Origin of the sequence: Oligoflexus sp., from assembly GCF_035712445.1 — a bacterium.
In the GTDB taxonomy this organism is placed as follows: Bacteria; Bdellovibrionota_B; Oligoflexia; order Oligoflexales; family Oligoflexaceae; genus Oligoflexus.
Map to the genome: position 1 here is coordinate 25,818 of NZ_DASTAT010000074.1, position 14,557 is coordinate 40,374.

A 14,557-nucleotide genomic window follows, 5' to 3' on the forward strand; every position below is an offset into this window, starting at 1 on the left:
ATATTATTGTAAAAATAGAATCAAACAGGAAAGTCGGAAATCCCGCGGTCACTCGTGTCGATAGGGTGCTCCATGAAAGGAGGAGATTATGCTCCCCAGATTTCCTTTCCTGCCTGGAGGCCTGGCTCTAGTTGCAACAGCATGCGCCATGCCCCAGCCGGGAGTTCGTTACTCCACACCGATCGAATACACTGTCTTACGCGGCGAACAGCTTCATACGGAAAGACAGATTGTAGAGGAACGGGATATTCCCTTGCACACCGTCTTTGGCAACCTGGCTTCCCTGGGAAACCGGCCGATGTCGGTGCAGCTCTCAACAGTTTTGGAAGCGCCTTCAGTCGGCGGAGCGCCTTTGCGTATCACCCGTCTTCTGCAGCAGAATCAAATCCTCCTCGTCGCCTATGCAAGTCCTGATGGACGCGCGCTGGGCGCCCTGGCCTTGATTGATATGTCCGATCCTGAGGCTCCTGTTTTGCGAGCAGAGCTGCAGCTGCCGACGATGGCTGTCACGAGTGTGGCGCTGGATGGAAGTTCGGTTTACTTTGCAGGCTTCAGTGGCAATCCCGGGCAGGCACAGGTCGGACGCATTTCCATTCAGGGTTTTGAATGGCAGGATGACTTGAAGATTCAAACTCTGGAGATGAGCACGGTTTCGGACCTTGCTGTTCTGGGGGACAAGGTCTGGCTGCTCGATCGCAGTCAGGGGCAGCTCCTCGGCCTCCATAAAAAGGATGGCGGGATCAGCTCGCAGTTGACTGTCACCAGCCTGGAGCAGCTGGGTCGTGATGCTGCTTCCCTCTGGATGATCCGGGCCTCGCAGCTGGTGCAGCTCGACCCCGACCTTCAGGTGAAGGCTTCGTTTCCCGCGGAAGATGCCCCGCTGAAGCAGGAGGCCCATGGACCGATTCGCATCGGACAGGAAATGGCCATGACCATCCTGGGTGAGGGCGGTGTTCGCGCCTTCTGCCAGGCGGATCAAAAGGCTTTATTTCGTGTGCCCGCTGTGATCAAGGCTGGCCTTGATCCTGCCCGGAGCAGCACGCGTGATGCAGCCCTGAGTCATGGCCTTCTTCTGACAGCCAATGGGGACGCTGGAGTTTACGTTTATTCGGTGCGAACGGACGATCAGGGCAATCGCTGCAAGGATCGCTCGCTGCAGCTGGAAGGCTATTTGGATTTGGGAAAAAATTTCCAAGCCGAGGTTCTGAGCTGGCAACACGATGTGCTCAGCATTGGCGACGGTCAGGGCCGCCTGAACCTGCTTCACGTCGATCGCGATAATTTTGAAGCGGATGATACAGACTTCGATGGCTGATCATGCGCCCATGCTGGAGGGGGAGCTTCGCGGCTCTTCCTCTTTTTTTTCAGTAGCGCCTCCAGTTGGTCAAGCCTTCCAAAGTGTGGTCGAGTCCACGTGCATCATAATAGTCCGAATCCGAAGCCAGATGTATCCCAACCCGATGATCGAGAGGCTGAAAGCCCAGAAAATGATGATGATAGCCCCTTCTCCAGGCCTGGGGATGCTTCCAGGAACCATTCAAGGCTAAAAGAGTAGGACTTCCCTGGAAATCCATTTCGCGGGCTTCGCGCCGGGCTTCGATGCCCGCAGCCACCATAGGCAGTCCCATGACAAACATGGCAAGCACGGCGGCGATCGTCAGAACGGGAATCGCAATCAGGACAAAATTAACGACGGCCGTCACGGATGAGGCGACGAGCAGACTCGCGGCCAGAAGAATAAGGCCCATGGCCCAACCATGAAGCCGAAGTTTATCCGAACGGAGGCTGAGGGCTGATCTTTTTTGAGTGGCAGTATTCATGTTTTATTCCTCCAAAACGAGAACGTCGTGCCATGATCTTAGGCCTCGGCTTTGATTATGGTCGTTTTGGGGAAGCGATAAATAGCTAAGATTACCGATGTCGTCTGCGTCCTGCAAAAAGCGGGGAAAAGACGAGACTCACCAGCAGCATCACGGCGATGATCGTCGGGACTGTCGGCATGCGCGTGGATTCCAAAGACAGGAAAAAGCCTGCGCCTGAGGCGACGAACGCAGTCACTCCGCAAAACCAGAGATGACGCCGAAGACCCGCCGCCAGCTGCCGCGAAGCCACGGCGGTCGGAATAAAAAGGCAGGCGATCGTGAAAAGATAACCCACGGTCTGTACACAGAAGCAAAGGGTGACGAGCGTGATCACATCAAAGGTCGAGAAGGGAACTCGTCCGGGGTGACTGACGCCCGTGATGGATTTTTCAAAGGATTCGCAGGTGAAACGTCTATGGAAAAGGGTCATCAGAAGGAGCAGGATCAAACCCATGATGAGCACCCAGTAGGATTCCTCGGCGCTCAGTGTTGCCAAATCACCGAAGTACTTTTGCGCCATGTGGTTTTCCAAGGCCGGAAAGAGCGCGCTGATCAGATAGCCGCCGGCCAGAAGCACCGCGAAAAGGCTGGAAAAATGGGTATTGCTCGATGCCATGCGCCGGGCGACCAGGAATTCGCTGACGGCAAAAGTCAAGGCCGCGCTGGCCAAAGCTGCGATCAAAGGCAAAAGAGGATGCACGGCAAGGCCAAGACCTAAAAGCACACCGAGCATCGCACCCTGGCCCATGCAAAGGGTTTGCATGGCGCGATCACGCGCCGCGAGCTGCGTCCCGAGTAGAGCAAGACCGGCGGCGAGAATCATACTGGCGGCTATGGTCCAACCATAGATGGCAAGAAGCTGGTTCACGGGACGACATATCCTTTCAGGTCGATCTTATGATGCGGATTCCATTCCGTGGGGTCGAGCAAGGATTCGTGCCCGACCATGATCACAGCATGCTGCCCATCCTGGATGAAATGCATGAGAGCGCTCCGCAGCTGCTGACGCCCGGTGACATCCAGATGATTCATCGGTTCATCCAGGATAAGGACGGTAGGATCCTTCAGAAAGATGCGGGTCAGAAGAGTCTTTTGCCGCTCGCCACCGCTGGCTGTATTCCAGGCCCGATTCAAATGATCGGCCTGCAAAAGCCCATGGCTTTGCTTATGGATTCGCTCCGGATCCACGCGGCAGGAAAAGCCGAGGATATCAGCCAGGGTCAGGCTGATGTGAAACTCACGGTTATGCAGCTGGGACAGAAAACCGATGCGCGACATCGGAAGCTGCCACTGAATGCTGCCTCCTGCCTGGCGGCCTTCACCCAAAAGAAGCCGCAGCAGCGTGCTCTTCCCAATTCCATTGGGGCCCGTGATGGTCATGAGTTCGCCATGATCCAGGGCGAAGCTCAGACGGTGGATCAAAGGCCTGTGATCCGGCGTATGATAGGCAAGGTCAGAAACCTTGAGCAGCTGCGGCATGAGATCACTTTCCTTTGGCCTGAAGAGCTTTGAGAAGCGCATCAGCGATCTGTTTTTGAAGTTCAGGATAGCTGGTGGCCGGGCCCTTGGCCTGGATCATGGTCGGCACGATCACAGGGGGAATGCCCGAGATTTCCTGAAAGCGCTGCAGAGTTTTTTCCGGATTATAATCCGCAGCCAGGACCAGTTTCACACCCGCGGCCTTGGCCGCTGATCCGACAGTGGCGAGTCGTCCCGCCGATGGAGGCATGCCTGGTTTTTCTTCCAGACTGCCATAGGACAAAAGCCCATTGTCCGCAAGAAAATAGGCATATTCCTTATGATATTCCAGAAGAAGGGGCTTGCCCTGCTGAGCGGCCCGGAAAGGCTCCAATTTCGCTTTGATTTCCCGGCTCAGATTATCCATTTTCGTTTTGAAGGCGGCACCGGCTTTTTCATACTGGGCAGCATGAGGCGGGTCCACGCGCGCGAGGGCTTTGACAAGTTCCTGACTGCCTTCGGCCATACTTTTAGGGCTCAGGAAAAAATGCGGGTTGCCCGCCGGATGCACATCCCCCATCGAGCGATCGATGGGCCCCGTGGGTTTATCCAGCGCGGTCACGCCCTTGCCGATTTCACAGTAACCCGGACCACCCGGCTGCACAGCGGCATTGCCGGACTTGCTCAGAACCGCCGGCATATAACCGACTTCAAGATCCATTCCGGCCACGCAGACGACTTTCGCATCGGCCACGAGGCGAATGAAATCAGGCACGGCATCCACATAGTGCGGATTTTCCGTGCCGCGCAGAAGGGCTTTGGCTTCGACGAATTCGCCGCCGATTTCCTGAGCCATCCAGGCAAAATCGGGAAGGGTGGTGATGACCTTGATGCGGTCCGCGGCCCAGGCGTTGGCGCTCCACACAAAACTCCAGAAAAGACTTAGGATGATATGTTTAGAAGTCATGAGCGGGATGGGCTCCTATGGTGAAGTTGGCTTGAAATTCCAGGCGCTGATCGTTCTGATCAGCCTGATCTTCACGCGTTGTCCTTTCATGATGATAGGCAAGGCGCAGAGTGGAAAATTCACTGGCTTTATAGGTCAAAGTCGGAACAACGCCGATCACGGAATTATCCACGCTCTGACCGATGGCATCCTTCAGGCTTAAAACACTATAATAATCCACCAGAAGGCCCAGATAGAACTGGGCATCGAACGCATACTGAGGCAGGACGTAAGCGCCGAGAGTTTTTTCCGCAGCTGCGCCCTCAGGGGTCAGGGTGCGGTGCCAGATCTCGCTTTGCAGAAGGAAATCCAAAACGCCGGCATCCCGCCACTTCGCGGTCAGATCCAGACCAGCCAAAGTCATGCGCGTGCCGGTGGCATCGGTGCGGCTTAGATAGTTCAACGCGGTCTGGGCTCCGCCATTGCCAGGCAATTCCGTATAGGTCGCGAGCCTTGCATAATGCGTGGGCTGCTTGGGTTTTTCACCGGCGTCATGCGCGTGGCCATAGGTATAACCGTTGGTCACGCCGAAGGTGCTTTCCAAAAAGAAAGGCAACGGCGCCAGCCAGGTGTATTCAAGGCCGGAATCCAAGGCGCCTTCTTCACCGAAAAATTCCGTGTGAACTTTGGGTGCCGAGATTATGGGCCACTCATGCCGGTGCAGTCGATTGAGGCGTCCCACGCCCAGAAAAAACTGGCCTGCCCGGATATTGGAGCGGGGCACGAGGCGTGTGGTTCGAATGAAGGCCTCATGGAGTTCCGCGACGGCCTCGCCGTCTTCACGATGGGCCGCGAAGCTTAAAAAACCATCGAAGGATGGATCGATCGGTGCGGTCAGAACGATTTCCGCCTCACGCGCATCGAAGCTGTCCGGGGCGCTGCTCTCCTCATTCACCTTATAGGAGCCCATGAGATCCACGGCCGCTGAGATTTTAAGGCCACTGGAATCCTGACCCCAGGCTGCGGCACTCGATAGACCAAGCACTGTGAACCAACGCAAACGCATGCTGCCGCCTTTCTTATTCCTCGGTGAATTTAGGTTCGCCGCGTTCCACTTTTTTTACGGTCGCGTTGCGCAGCACCAGACCCCAGAGTGTGCCTTTTCCAACGCCCGGAGCGTCGGCATCATCTTCTGAATTATAAAGAGCTTCATTTTCCTCATAAGAACCATTGACAGCGTTCCAGATCAAAACATGGGCCGGTGTTTCGTTATTGTGAACATCCACCGCCAGGGAAATCGGACCCGACGCGTCCACACCACTCAGAACATTGTCGCCTGTGCCGGCTCCATCCGCCTTCAGGCTGGAGATCAGTTCCGTCCCCGCCCGTTCGAACTGCACCGTGAGTCCATCAGACAGACTGCTATCCGAATGCGTGACCAAGGACAGGGATCCGCCTTCGGCTATGGTAAATTCCAAAGCGAAATTATCCTGGGATTGAATAGCATTCAAGGGGGATGCAAAGACCAGAGCCCCGGAGCCCTGCAGACGATCGTCACCCTGCTGCAGATCGCCGGTTTCGAGCAGGTAATACTTTTGCTCGGCAAAAGACCCCTGCGGCAGGTCCGTCGTCTTATCCTCGTCTTTTTTGCAGCCTACAGCTGTAAACAAAGCCAGGGCGGTGAGAGCATGCAGATGTTTCATGGTCATCTCCTTGGTTGAACTCTTTTATTTGCAAGCCTCTTGCAATAGGAAAGGCTGCAGGGGTCCATAGAACCCCATTTGTTTGGAAAAGGGAAGGGGGAAAGCGCATCACTAAAGCAGAATATTGCATTAGCCACTGTGGGCGTCATTCTGCGTGGGACCCCTCAGGGGATCGCGACCTGAACCGCTTCGGCCTGAAGGATGCGAACGATATCGTGAGGATTCATGCCGAGCAGAAAACCGCGTTTGCCACCGTTGATGTAAACGCGATCGAGCTGCAGCATGCTGGCTTCAAAATAGACCGGCATCCTGCGCTTCGTGCCAAAAGGCGAGGTGCCCCCCACCTGGTATCCGGAATGACGATCGGCGACCTCGGGTTTGCAAGGCGCGATGGTCTTCACTTTCAGATGCCGCGCCAGCTCCTTGGTCGACACCTGACGATCGCCATGCATCAGCACGATCAGCGGCCGCTTCTGGTCATCTTCCATGATCAGGGTTTTGATCACGGCATGTTCATCGACCTTGAGTTCGCGCGCCGACACCGTGGTGCCGCCCTTTTCCTCGTAGTTATAAAGATGCGGAGTGAATTCCACCTTTTCCGCCAGGAGCTGACGCACAGCCAGAGTCATAGGATGATTCACGGAAAAAACCCCTCAAATGAATTTTCGCGTCGCGGGCCACAGTTCGCTCAAAGGTTTTTTTAAATTCTGACAGAGATAAAGGACCAGGTGCCTTTCATAGGGCATGCGCAGGGGCTGGTCGAATTCCCCAAGAGGGCTCAAGGTTCCGCAGGCTTTTTCATGATCCTCGCGCAGGCCGCCCAGGATCAGAAGCTGCGTGGCGTCCGCAGGATGATAGCCCCAAAGGAAATAATTGTTATGGCCCGATGAGGCGGGCGGAAGACCCAGATGCCGGCCGTAGTAATCAAGAGCGCCGGCCTCGCCGTAATTCTGGGCGAAAACCGCCGTGACCGCCCGACTTTCCTCGGGCAGCTCATCATAGGCCTTCGCCACGAAGCGGGCCATCTCTTCCCAGCCGAACATATCCGCATAATGCTGCGGCAGCACACCCTGTAGTTGTTTTTCGCCGGTATTCGCCTTGAAGCCTAAAAGTTCCTGGTAGTTTAAAAAAACATTCACAGGCAGCACCGGCAAACTCAGGGGCATGATAACAAGGCCGCTCAATCCGATCAGCACCGGAAAAATCCAGCGACCCCTGAGGCCGAGTGATTCGAACTCCAGAGCGCCGATGGCAATCAGCGGTGTCATCAGGCTCGCGGCGTAATAGCTTTTGCCATGCGAGGGAATCAGAAGCACGCAAAAAGCCAGCACGACCCAAGCGTAGGGACGCAGGTAATGCCAGCGCGTGCGGGTCAGGAGCACGAACAATCCCGGCACCCAAAGAAAGGCGACCAGGGGATGATGGTGCACAATCAAGTCTGCCAGCAGTGAAAGCAGCGTCAGCGCTTCGTTTTTATAGAGCCTCGAATGTTCCATGAATTCCAGCGTGGGCCAGCCTTCGCGCATTTGCCATAAAAGATGGGGGCTGATGATGACAAGGCTGATGAAGGCCAGGAAGGCAATGCGTCCGACATAACGTGAACGGTTCGGGGTATTCCAGAAGAAGGCGACGCTCATCAGGGCGACATAGAGCGCGGTCGTGTGCTTATTCAGAATACCGATGCCGATCAGTATCCCGAGTCCCAAAAGTTCGTGCCGCTTCAGACTGCCGATGTGGGGGAAAAGCCAAAAAATCGCGAACCAAAGGAGCGGCTCCAGACTGTTCATCGAGAAAAAATGATCCATGGCCAATCGCAGAGGGGACATGATCACCGCCACTGCGACCAGCGCCTGGGCCAGGGTGCCTCCCTTATGTTTGCGCACCCAGGCCAGGACCAGAGCCAGATGCGCCGCAGAGGCCGCAAACGACCAGAATCGGTAAAGAGACAAATCCTGCTGAAAAAGATAGGACAGGGCATAGCTGATCCAGGCCACCAGCGGCGGTTGATCGACGTAACCCCAGGCCGGCCTTTGACCGCAGACAAAATAGTAGAACTCATCGCGGAAGATACCGTAGGATCGGTAAAAACAGGCGTGAAGCAGGACGAGCACGAAAGGAGCGAACAGCACCAACCATGGACCGGGGAGTCGCGACTTCATCAGGCAACCTCATTCTCAGCAGCGTGCGTCTTGCGAAATGTATAGGCTTGATATACTTTGCTGTCAATGATTTGCAACCATTCCCATGCTGAGGCTGGCTGATGCGAAGAACTTGGAAATACGGAATACTACTGCTGCTCCTCCTGGGCGGGTTTTGGCTGGTTCGCCTGCTTTTCCTGAGGCCCTTGAATATCGATCACTTTTTCGATCGCACCTTCCTTCTTTATGCTCTCGACAGCCCGGAATATCTTTCCACCATACGGATTCTTGATCAGTACGGGATCACCTCGCATCGCAAGCATCTGGATGATATTTCCGTGCAGTCCCTGGATCGCTTGGAGCGTTTCGTCACGCAGAGCGAGGCTACCCTGCAGGGGTATGCGCGGGCGGACCTGAACGAAAAGCAGGCGCTGTCCTATGATGTCTTCACCTGGTATCTGCGCTCGCTCAAAAATGCCACGGGGCCCTGGCGCTTTCATGATTATCCTTTGAATCCCCTCAGCGGCGTGCAGAATGATTTCCCGGTTTTCATGCAGGAAGTCCACACCGTGGAAAGCCGGGCCGAAGCGCGGGATTACGTGGCTCGTCTTTATGCGGCGCGGGACAAGTTCGATCAGCTGATCGAAGGTTTGAAGATTCGTAAGGACAAGGGCATCGTTCCCCCCGACTTCATTTTGGATCGCGTGCTGGACACTATGCGCGCTTTCATTGCCGTTCCGCATCGGGAGAATATTCTCTATACGTCCTTCGATCAGAAGCTGCGCGCGGCCACGGCTATCGACGAGAAGGATAGGGACATCTATCGAACAGGTGCGGAAGAGGCTCTGCGCGATGCTGTTTATCCTGCCTATCAAAAACTGATCGCCGTCGCGGAAGATCTGCGGAAAGTCGCGAGCAGCGACGCCGGAGTGTGGAAATGGCCGAACGGAGTCGATTACTATCGTTATATCCTGGCTGAACATACGACCCTCGATCTGGATCCTGAGGCTGTCCATCAGCTGGGTTTGAATGAGGTGGCGCGTGTTCAGGATGAGCTGCGGGCTTTGCTGGTCAAGCAGGGTTTTCCCGGAGCCGACTTGAGTGCCATGATGGAAGGACTTGAAGCGGATTCGCGCTTTTACTATGCGGATAATGAAGAGGGCCGTGCCCAGATTCTTAAGGATTATCAGGCCATCATCGACGAGGCCGCGCAGAATCTGGGCCAGGACTTCATAGCCATGCCCAAGGCCAGGGTCAAGGTCGAGCGGGCGCCGTCCTATATGGAAAAATCCGCGCCCGCGGGTTCGTATTCCATGCCGTCCGTCGATGGGAGCCGCGAGGGGATTTTCTATGCGAACCTCGGTGACATTCGCAGCACGACGAAGTATGGAATGCGGACACTCGCTTATCACGAAACCATACCCGGGCATCATCTGCAGGTGGCTTTGAATCAGGAGCTGAAGGATCTGCCTTTGTTCCGGCGTGATATGAATTTCACAGCCTATGTGGAAGGCTGGGCGCTTTATGCGGAACGACTCGCCTTTGAAGCCGGTTTGGAAAAGGATCCCTTCGATTCGATCGGTCGTCTGCGGGCTGAACTGAATCGCGCGGCGCGGCTTGTGGTTGATACGGGCCTTCACGCGAAACGTTGGACGCGGCAGGAGGCGATCGATTATCTGCGAAAAGAAGCGGTCATGCCCGCACCTCAGGCCGTGCGCGAAGTGGAGCGCTATGTGGTGGTTCCGGGGCAGGCCTGTTCCTACATGATCGGCATGCTGAAATTTTTGGAATTACGTAGCAAGGCCCAGGCAGCCCTGGGCGACCGATTCAATCGAAAAGCTTTTCATCAGGCGGTTTTGGAAAATGGCGCCATGCCGCTGATCCTTCTGGAAGAGCGGGTGGAACGATGGATCGCACAACAGCGTTGAGGGGCCCATGAAATCCAAAGAAGATCTTGTCATCATCACCGGCCACAGTTCTGGGCTCGGTCGAGCCTTGCTGGATGTTTGCCTTCAGGACGGTACGCATGTCCTTGGCATTGCGCGGCGCCGGCTGGACCTTCAGCATCCAAGGCTGCGGCAAATCCAGGCGGATTTCAGCGCGCAGGACCATGGCATCGAACAGGTCCTGCAGCCGCTGTCTCTGCTTGATACCGATCACAACGCCTGGAAGAGTGTGGCGCTGGTGAATAACGCCGGAACCATGCATCCGGTGGGCGCGATCGGACAGCTGGATGCAGCCGGCATCGCGGCCAGTCTTCACACCAACCTTACCGTGCCTTTGCAGCTTTGCAATTGGCTCCTGCGTAAATTTCCAGCGCAGTCCCTTCGGATCGCACAAATTTCCAGTGGCGCCTCGCACAAGCCCTATGCGGGTTGGGGTGTTTACTGCAGCAGCAAAGCCGGTCTGCGCATGGCGGCTCAGGTCATGGCAGCAGAAGCCGAGATTTCAGGCCGCGATCTGCGCATGGTGGTTTATGAGCCCGGAGTTTTAAATAGTCCGATGCAGACCGAGTTGCGGCAGATTCCGGCCACGACCTTTCCTCAGGTGGAACGTTTTCGACAGCTGGAAAGCAGCGGTCAGCTGGTGGCACCCGAGGATTCCGCGCGTGAACTCTGGCAGATCCTGAATCGCTCCGATCTGCCCTTTTATCTGGAAACACGCTACGGGTCGGCCCGCTGAGTGTACAGTCGTTGCACGAAATCCTCACATGAGTTTTACTTGTGCCCGGGTGTTTCAGGCACTAAGATCGCTCCCATTGTCCTTATACAAAAATTTGGAACATATGGAGCTGGCCATGAAAAGTCTGCGACCGATGCTTTTGGCTGCAATGGGTTTAGGTCTGACCGGAACGGTATGGGCTGCGAGCGACTGTCAGCATGCGTATGAGAAGTTTTTTCCTTATGACCTGCCGATGGGCAACGAACAGGCCTACATCAATGTCCACAGCGAAGTCCGTTTGAGTTACGACTGCCAGGTGGCCCAGGCCTTTGCCGGTGCTGAAGCGCGCGCCGGCGTCTTCGACCTTGATCTGAATCTTCTGCAGGCGGAAGCCAGGGCAGAGGCCCGGACGGGCGAGCCGGCAAGAGCTGGTGCCCGCGTTTTGGTCATGGGTTTTGAAGTGGCCCGCGAGGATCTGGATCTGGATTCCATGCTGGATGTCGCGATCAGTCCCGAACCCGAGCTTGACGTGTCGGGTTCCTTGACCCTGAACGTCGGCCCTGTGCCGGTTCCTGTGAAATATGGGGTCACCACCAATGCCCGGATGTCGATCCGCGGCGGAACCAAGGGTTTTGGTGTGGCTTTGAACCTGGAACCCGCCGCAAGCGCTCAGGTTTATGTCCAGGCCGGAGTCGATATTGCGATCGCTGAAGCCATCGCCCGGGGTGATGTGGTTTTGGTCGACGATGTGTTGCGCAATGATATCGCGCTCTTTTTCGAAGACAGCGACCGGGGTTACATTCTTTTCGATGCCACGAGCCGCAATGCCCTGGACGCTCTGCGCGGGCATGTGTTCATCCGAGCCAAAGCCGGTCTGGGTCCTGTTTCCAAATCCTACGAACGCGACCTCCTGCGCTGGGACGGTTACCATCACGATGAATTGCTCTTTGACTATTCCGAGCGTGTCGCTATCCTGAAATAAGCTTTTAGCAGAATCGCGCAGGGTCTCGCATGATGCGAAACCCTGTCCCTCTATGAAGAAAGGGGCTTCATGAAGAAACGCCTCCTTATCGTGCTCGGGATCGGTCTTCTGACCTTCCTGACCGCCACGGGTCTTTATTATGTCAGACCCGAGGCACTTTATTCCAAAGCTCCGCGCTCCGGATCATCCCGGATCACTCCGATCTGGACGCCGCAGGATATTCCCCTTTGGACTTTGGTGCGGGGAGAAGAGCTGATCTATGATTTGAACTATAGCGGTCTCGGGCATTTTCCCGGACAAAGCGATCAGGGCTTTCAGGTGGAACTGGTCGGCACTCTGCATATCCTCGTATTATCCGAGGAAACCGATGGCTATCGCGTCTGGCTCAGCATTCGACCGGAGGGATCACCGCAGCTCACCCATATTCCAGCGCCGCTGCGGTCGACTCTTCTGAAAGGTTGGGTGGAAGGAACGGGCGCACGCCTCGCGACCCGCGGTTTTTTTCTGCAGCCCGAAATCAGCAGCGAAACCGATGGCGCCGTTGCCCAGTTCTGGCAGTCGCTGGGCGAGCGCACGCAGGTTGTGCTTCCGGCTTCGTTGGCCACACCCACCTGGGATCAGCAGGAAAGCATGGCCGGTGGCGCGACTATGGCCCGCTATGAAATAGATCCTACATCTTTGAGCCCAGCGCTCTTTGCTGAGAAGATTTATATCCAAAAATCCTTTGATGCAGCGCCGATACCACAAAAGAAAATCAGTGGTGAAAGTTTGATCCTGATGCGGCCGCATTTCGAGGGTCTGGAGCAGCTGCAGGCCGATACGCGCGAAGTGCAGGACTTGAATGGCCAAAGCTGGTCCAGCGATACGGTGCTGAAACTTCATTGGCAGAAGCGAATCACGCAGAATGAAACGCGGGTCGCCAGTCTGGAAGCGCGCTGGGGTCAAAGCCAAAGCGAGGGCGGTTCCAGTGAAGAGGCCAGCATTCAGAAGGTCGCGCTCGGCAGCCTTGGACTCGAAGATCTTTGGGGACAGATGCATCAGCCGGGGACGCAGAACTCACAGGAACTCTATCTGAAGCTCAAAGCCTGGATTTACCTGCATCCGCTCGAAATTCGCCGGCTCATGGAACGTCTGAAGGTTCTGGATGAAAGCGATCCCGCCCTGAAGATGACCATTCGTGCTTTGGCCGCTTCGGGTCAGCCTGAGGCGCAGAAGGCCCTGGTCGATCTTTTGGATCAAAGGCAAAGCGATGTGCCGCTGGCGCGAAAAATCATCACGACCCTTGGCCTCCTTCCTGAACCCGCGCGTGAAGCGCAGGAATCTTTGGAGAACTTCAGTCGTGGTCCCGAGGATTCCCCGGTCCGGCGCAGCAGTCGTCTGGCGCTCGGGATGATGGGGCAAAGGTTGAGTCAGGTTCAAAATCCCGAAGCGCAAAAAAGAGCGCAGCATTTGGAGGCCCTGGCTTTGCAAAATCTGAGGCAGGCCGAGGGACTCGGTGCCACCACCGAAGCACTTGCCGTGCTCGGCAATTGCGGAGTCAGCCGGATCGAGGACCTGGACCCTTGGCTGACGCATCCAGATCCCGCGATTCGCGGTCAGGCTTTCTTTGCGCTGCGTTTTGCCAAGCCCTTGAACACGCCTGATTACCTTGTCCTTCATTATCCTATGGAAGCTTCGGCTGAAGTCAGGCGGCAGATCCTGCAGGCAATCAGTCTCCGCACCCCTGATGACGCGTGGTTTCAGGCGCTGCGTAAACTCGCGGCACAGGCCTTGCCCGACGATGATAAGATCACGCTCGCCAAGAGTCTTGTGGGGACTGTGAGGAAGTATCGCGAATCTTCGCTGAAAATAATCGCGCAGCTCCTGGAGCAAACCCAGGATGCCGCGGTGCGTGAAAGTCTGGCAAAGTATCAGGAAACCGCGAAAAAGCAGGTTGCGCTTTAACGCATCAATTGATGATGTTCAGCGGCTGCGTCACAGCCTGAGCACTGCCTATGCGCAGAAAGCTTTTGATTTGCGTGTCGGCTTCATTGCGCGGCAGCACCTGGATATTCTCCAGCTTGATTTCCAGGATCAGCTTCTCGAGCTGGCTGGAATAGCTGAAATTCTGCGTGGTCCAGTGAGCGAAGTTCCCCGTGTTGCCAAAGAGATCGCTGCCCGTGACGACCTGCAGGATCGACGCTGAAATCTGCATGCCCTGGGTATCAAGGACCGCATAGGCAACAGGCTGAAAGCCGGTGGCGAGGCTGGCGTCCAGATCGAAGAGGATGGGCTGATCCTTCAGCGATTGCACCGAACCGTCCTTGCAATTCAATACGGAAAGTTCATAACGCAGCGTCTGTGTACCGAGCTGCGTGCTGATGCCATTCGACAGGAGTTTGGCCTGCGTGATGCCGACCGCATTCTTATCGCAGCCGGCGACTGGTCCTGCGTTGCCGCTGCCGTTGCCGCTGGCATCACCCGTACCCACAGTGCCGCTTGTGCTTTCCACTTGACCAGGCTCTGCAGCGCCGGCATCGGTTTGACCCGAAAACTTACCGCCGGAGCAGGCTGCGGAATGAAAGAAGAAAGCCAAGAAAATGATTTTGCTTGTCGTGCCCATCGTGGTGTCCTTGTTGCAGTTCATTCAGCAAATAAGCAAGGAATATGCCTGGACTTTTGGCTCGAAATCCCTGGCTAAATCGAGGCGCTTGTCAAAACTTTGGACAGACAGTGTGGAAATCGCGACAAAGAGGGAAAAAATTTGGGGGAGAACCGCAAAGCGCTTCTCCCCCCAAACTTCAATACAGGTTTACCGAATCCAACTC

Annotated in this window: 14 protein-coding genes; 5 read left to right on the forward strand and 9 right to left on the reverse strand. The window is 55.8% G+C overall.

What is annotated here, in order from left to right:
- Positions 1–88 precede the first annotated feature (88 nt).
- Positions 89–1,315, forward strand: coding sequence for a hypothetical protein (locus VFO10_RS16985; RefSeq protein WP_325142299.1), 1,227 nt, complete (start codon positions 89–91; stop codon positions 1,313–1,315).
- Between the two features lie 49 nt (positions 1,316–1,364).
- Here the strand turns inward: VFO10_RS16985 and VFO10_RS16990 are convergent, their stop codons facing one another.
- From VFO10_RS16990 to VFO10_RS17025, 8 genes are all read right to left on the reverse strand, one after another.
- Entirely contained in the window at positions 1,365–1,820 is a 456-nt protein-coding gene (locus tag VFO10_RS16990) for a hypothetical protein (RefSeq protein ID WP_325142301.1), read from the reverse strand.
- Between the two features lie 91 nt (positions 1,821–1,911).
- The gene (locus VFO10_RS16995; protein WP_325142303.1) at positions 1,912–2,730 is read right to left on the reverse strand and encodes a metal ABC transporter permease; all 819 of its coding nucleotides are present in this window, start codon (positions 2,728–2,730) and stop codon (positions 1,912–1,914) included.
- Positions 2,727–3,341, reverse strand: coding sequence for an ABC transporter ATP-binding protein (locus tag VFO10_RS17000; RefSeq protein WP_325142305.1), 615 nt, complete (start codon positions 3,339–3,341; stop codon positions 2,727–2,729). Before VFO10_RS17000 ends, VFO10_RS16995 begins: the two co-directional genes overlap by 4 nt.
- A 4-nt stretch (positions 3,342–3,345) precedes the next feature.
- Complete coding sequence (locus VFO10_RS17005; protein WP_325142307.1) at positions 3,346–4,287, reverse strand: metal ABC transporter substrate-binding protein; 942 nt, start codon at positions 4,285–4,287, stop codon at positions 3,346–3,348.
- Positions 4,277–5,332 carry a hypothetical protein gene (locus VFO10_RS17010; protein ID WP_325142310.1) on the reverse strand — a complete coding sequence of 352 codons (1,056 nt, stop codon included), beginning with the start codon at positions 5,330–5,332 and terminating at the stop codon, positions 4,277–4,279. Before VFO10_RS17010 ends, VFO10_RS17005 begins: the two co-directional genes overlap by 11 nt.
- Positions 5,333–5,345: 13 nt before the next feature.
- The gene (locus VFO10_RS17015) at positions 5,346–5,969 is read right to left on the reverse strand and encodes a hypothetical protein (RefSeq protein WP_325142313.1); all 624 of its coding nucleotides are present in this window, start codon (positions 5,967–5,969) and stop codon (positions 5,346–5,348) included.
- Between the two features lie 164 nt (positions 5,970–6,133).
- On the reverse strand, positions 6,134–6,598 hold the full coding sequence (gene ybaK, locus VFO10_RS17020) for a Cys-tRNA(Pro) deacylase (RefSeq protein WP_349259374.1): 465 nt from the start codon (positions 6,596–6,598) through the stop codon (positions 6,134–6,136).
- Between the two features lie 24 nt (positions 6,599–6,622).
- A complete protein-coding gene (locus VFO10_RS17025) occupies positions 6,623–8,128 on the reverse strand; it encodes a glycosyltransferase family 39 protein (RefSeq protein WP_325142317.1) in 1,506 nt (501 codons plus the stop codon).
- A gap of 101 nt (positions 8,129–8,229) precedes the next feature.
- On the opposite strand from VFO10_RS17025, the gene VFO10_RS17030 reads away from it, so the two are divergent.
- The 4 genes from VFO10_RS17030 (at position 8,230) to VFO10_RS17045 (ending at position 13,694) form a co-directional block, all read left to right on the forward strand.
- Positions 8,230–10,035: a DUF885 domain-containing protein gene (locus VFO10_RS17030; protein WP_325142318.1), complete on the forward strand. Its 1,806-nt coding sequence runs from the start codon at positions 8,230–8,232 to the stop codon at positions 10,033–10,035.
- A 7-nt stretch (positions 10,036–10,042) separates the two neighbouring features.
- A complete protein-coding gene (locus tag VFO10_RS17035; protein WP_325142320.1) occupies positions 10,043–10,789 on the forward strand; it encodes an SDR family NAD(P)-dependent oxidoreductase in 747 nt (248 codons plus the stop codon).
- Positions 10,790–10,904: 115 nt separating this feature from the next.
- On the forward strand, positions 10,905–11,750 hold the full coding sequence (locus VFO10_RS17040) for a hypothetical protein (protein ID WP_325142322.1): 846 nt from the start codon (positions 10,905–10,907) through the stop codon (positions 11,748–11,750).
- A gap of 69 nt (positions 11,751–11,819) precedes the next feature.
- Complete coding sequence (locus tag VFO10_RS17045; protein WP_325142324.1) at positions 11,820–13,694, forward strand: hypothetical protein; 1,875 nt, start codon at positions 11,820–11,822, stop codon at positions 13,692–13,694.
- Between the two features lie 4 nt (positions 13,695–13,698).
- Here VFO10_RS17045 and VFO10_RS17050 read toward each other — a convergent pair whose 3' ends face one another.
- The gene (locus VFO10_RS17050; protein WP_325142326.1) at positions 13,699–14,352 is read right to left on the reverse strand and encodes a hypothetical protein; all 654 of its coding nucleotides are present in this window, start codon (positions 14,350–14,352) and stop codon (positions 13,699–13,701) included.
- Between the last annotated feature and the right edge of the window lie 205 nt (positions 14,353–14,557).

What these genes read in the sequence shown, in the direction of transcription:
- ybaK (WP_349259374.1), bottom strand. Translation starts at nt 6,598, where the DNA reads ATGACTCTGGCTGTGCGTCAGCTCCTGGCGGAAAAGGTGGAATTCACT.
- VFO10_RS17005 (WP_325142307.1), bottom strand. Translation starts at nt 4,287, where the DNA reads ATGACTTCTAAACATATCATCCTAAGTCTTTTCTGGAGTTTTGTGTGG.
- VFO10_RS16985 (WP_325142299.1), top strand. Translation starts at nt 89, where the DNA reads ATGCTCCCCAGATTTCCTTTCCTGCCTGGAGGCCTGGCTCTAGTTGCA.
- VFO10_RS17035 (WP_325142320.1), top strand. Translation starts at nt 10,043, where the DNA reads ATGAAATCCAAAGAAGATCTTGTCATCATCACCGGCCACAGTTCTGGG.
- VFO10_RS17050 (WP_325142326.1), bottom strand. Translation starts at nt 14,352, where the DNA reads ATGGGCACGACAAGCAAAATCATTTTCTTGGCTTTCTTCTTTCATTCC.
- VFO10_RS17045 (WP_325142324.1), top strand. Translation starts at nt 11,820, where the DNA reads ATGAAGAAACGCCTCCTTATCGTGCTCGGGATCGGTCTTCTGACCTTC.
- VFO10_RS17040 (WP_325142322.1), top strand. Translation starts at nt 10,905, where the DNA reads ATGAAAAGTCTGCGACCGATGCTTTTGGCTGCAATGGGTTTAGGTCTG.
- VFO10_RS17010 (WP_325142310.1), bottom strand. Translation starts at nt 5,332, where the DNA reads ATGCGTTTGCGTTGGTTCACAGTGCTTGGTCTATCGAGTGCCGCAGCC.
- VFO10_RS16990 (WP_325142301.1), bottom strand. Translation starts at nt 1,820, where the DNA reads ATGAATACTGCCACTCAAAAAAGATCAGCCCTCAGCCTCCGTTCGGAT.
- VFO10_RS17015 (WP_325142313.1), bottom strand. Translation starts at nt 5,969, where the DNA reads ATGAAACATCTGCATGCTCTCACCGCCCTGGCTTTGTTTACAGCTGTA.
- VFO10_RS17030 (WP_325142318.1), top strand. Translation starts at nt 8,230, where the DNA reads ATGCGAAGAACTTGGAAATACGGAATACTACTGCTGCTCCTCCTGGGC.
- VFO10_RS17000 (WP_325142305.1), bottom strand. Translation starts at nt 3,341, where the DNA reads ATGCCGCAGCTGCTCAAGGTTTCTGACCTTGCCTATCATACGCCGGAT.
- VFO10_RS17025 (WP_325142317.1), bottom strand. Translation starts at nt 8,128, where the DNA reads ATGAAGTCGCGACTCCCCGGTCCATGGTTGGTGCTGTTCGCTCCTTTC.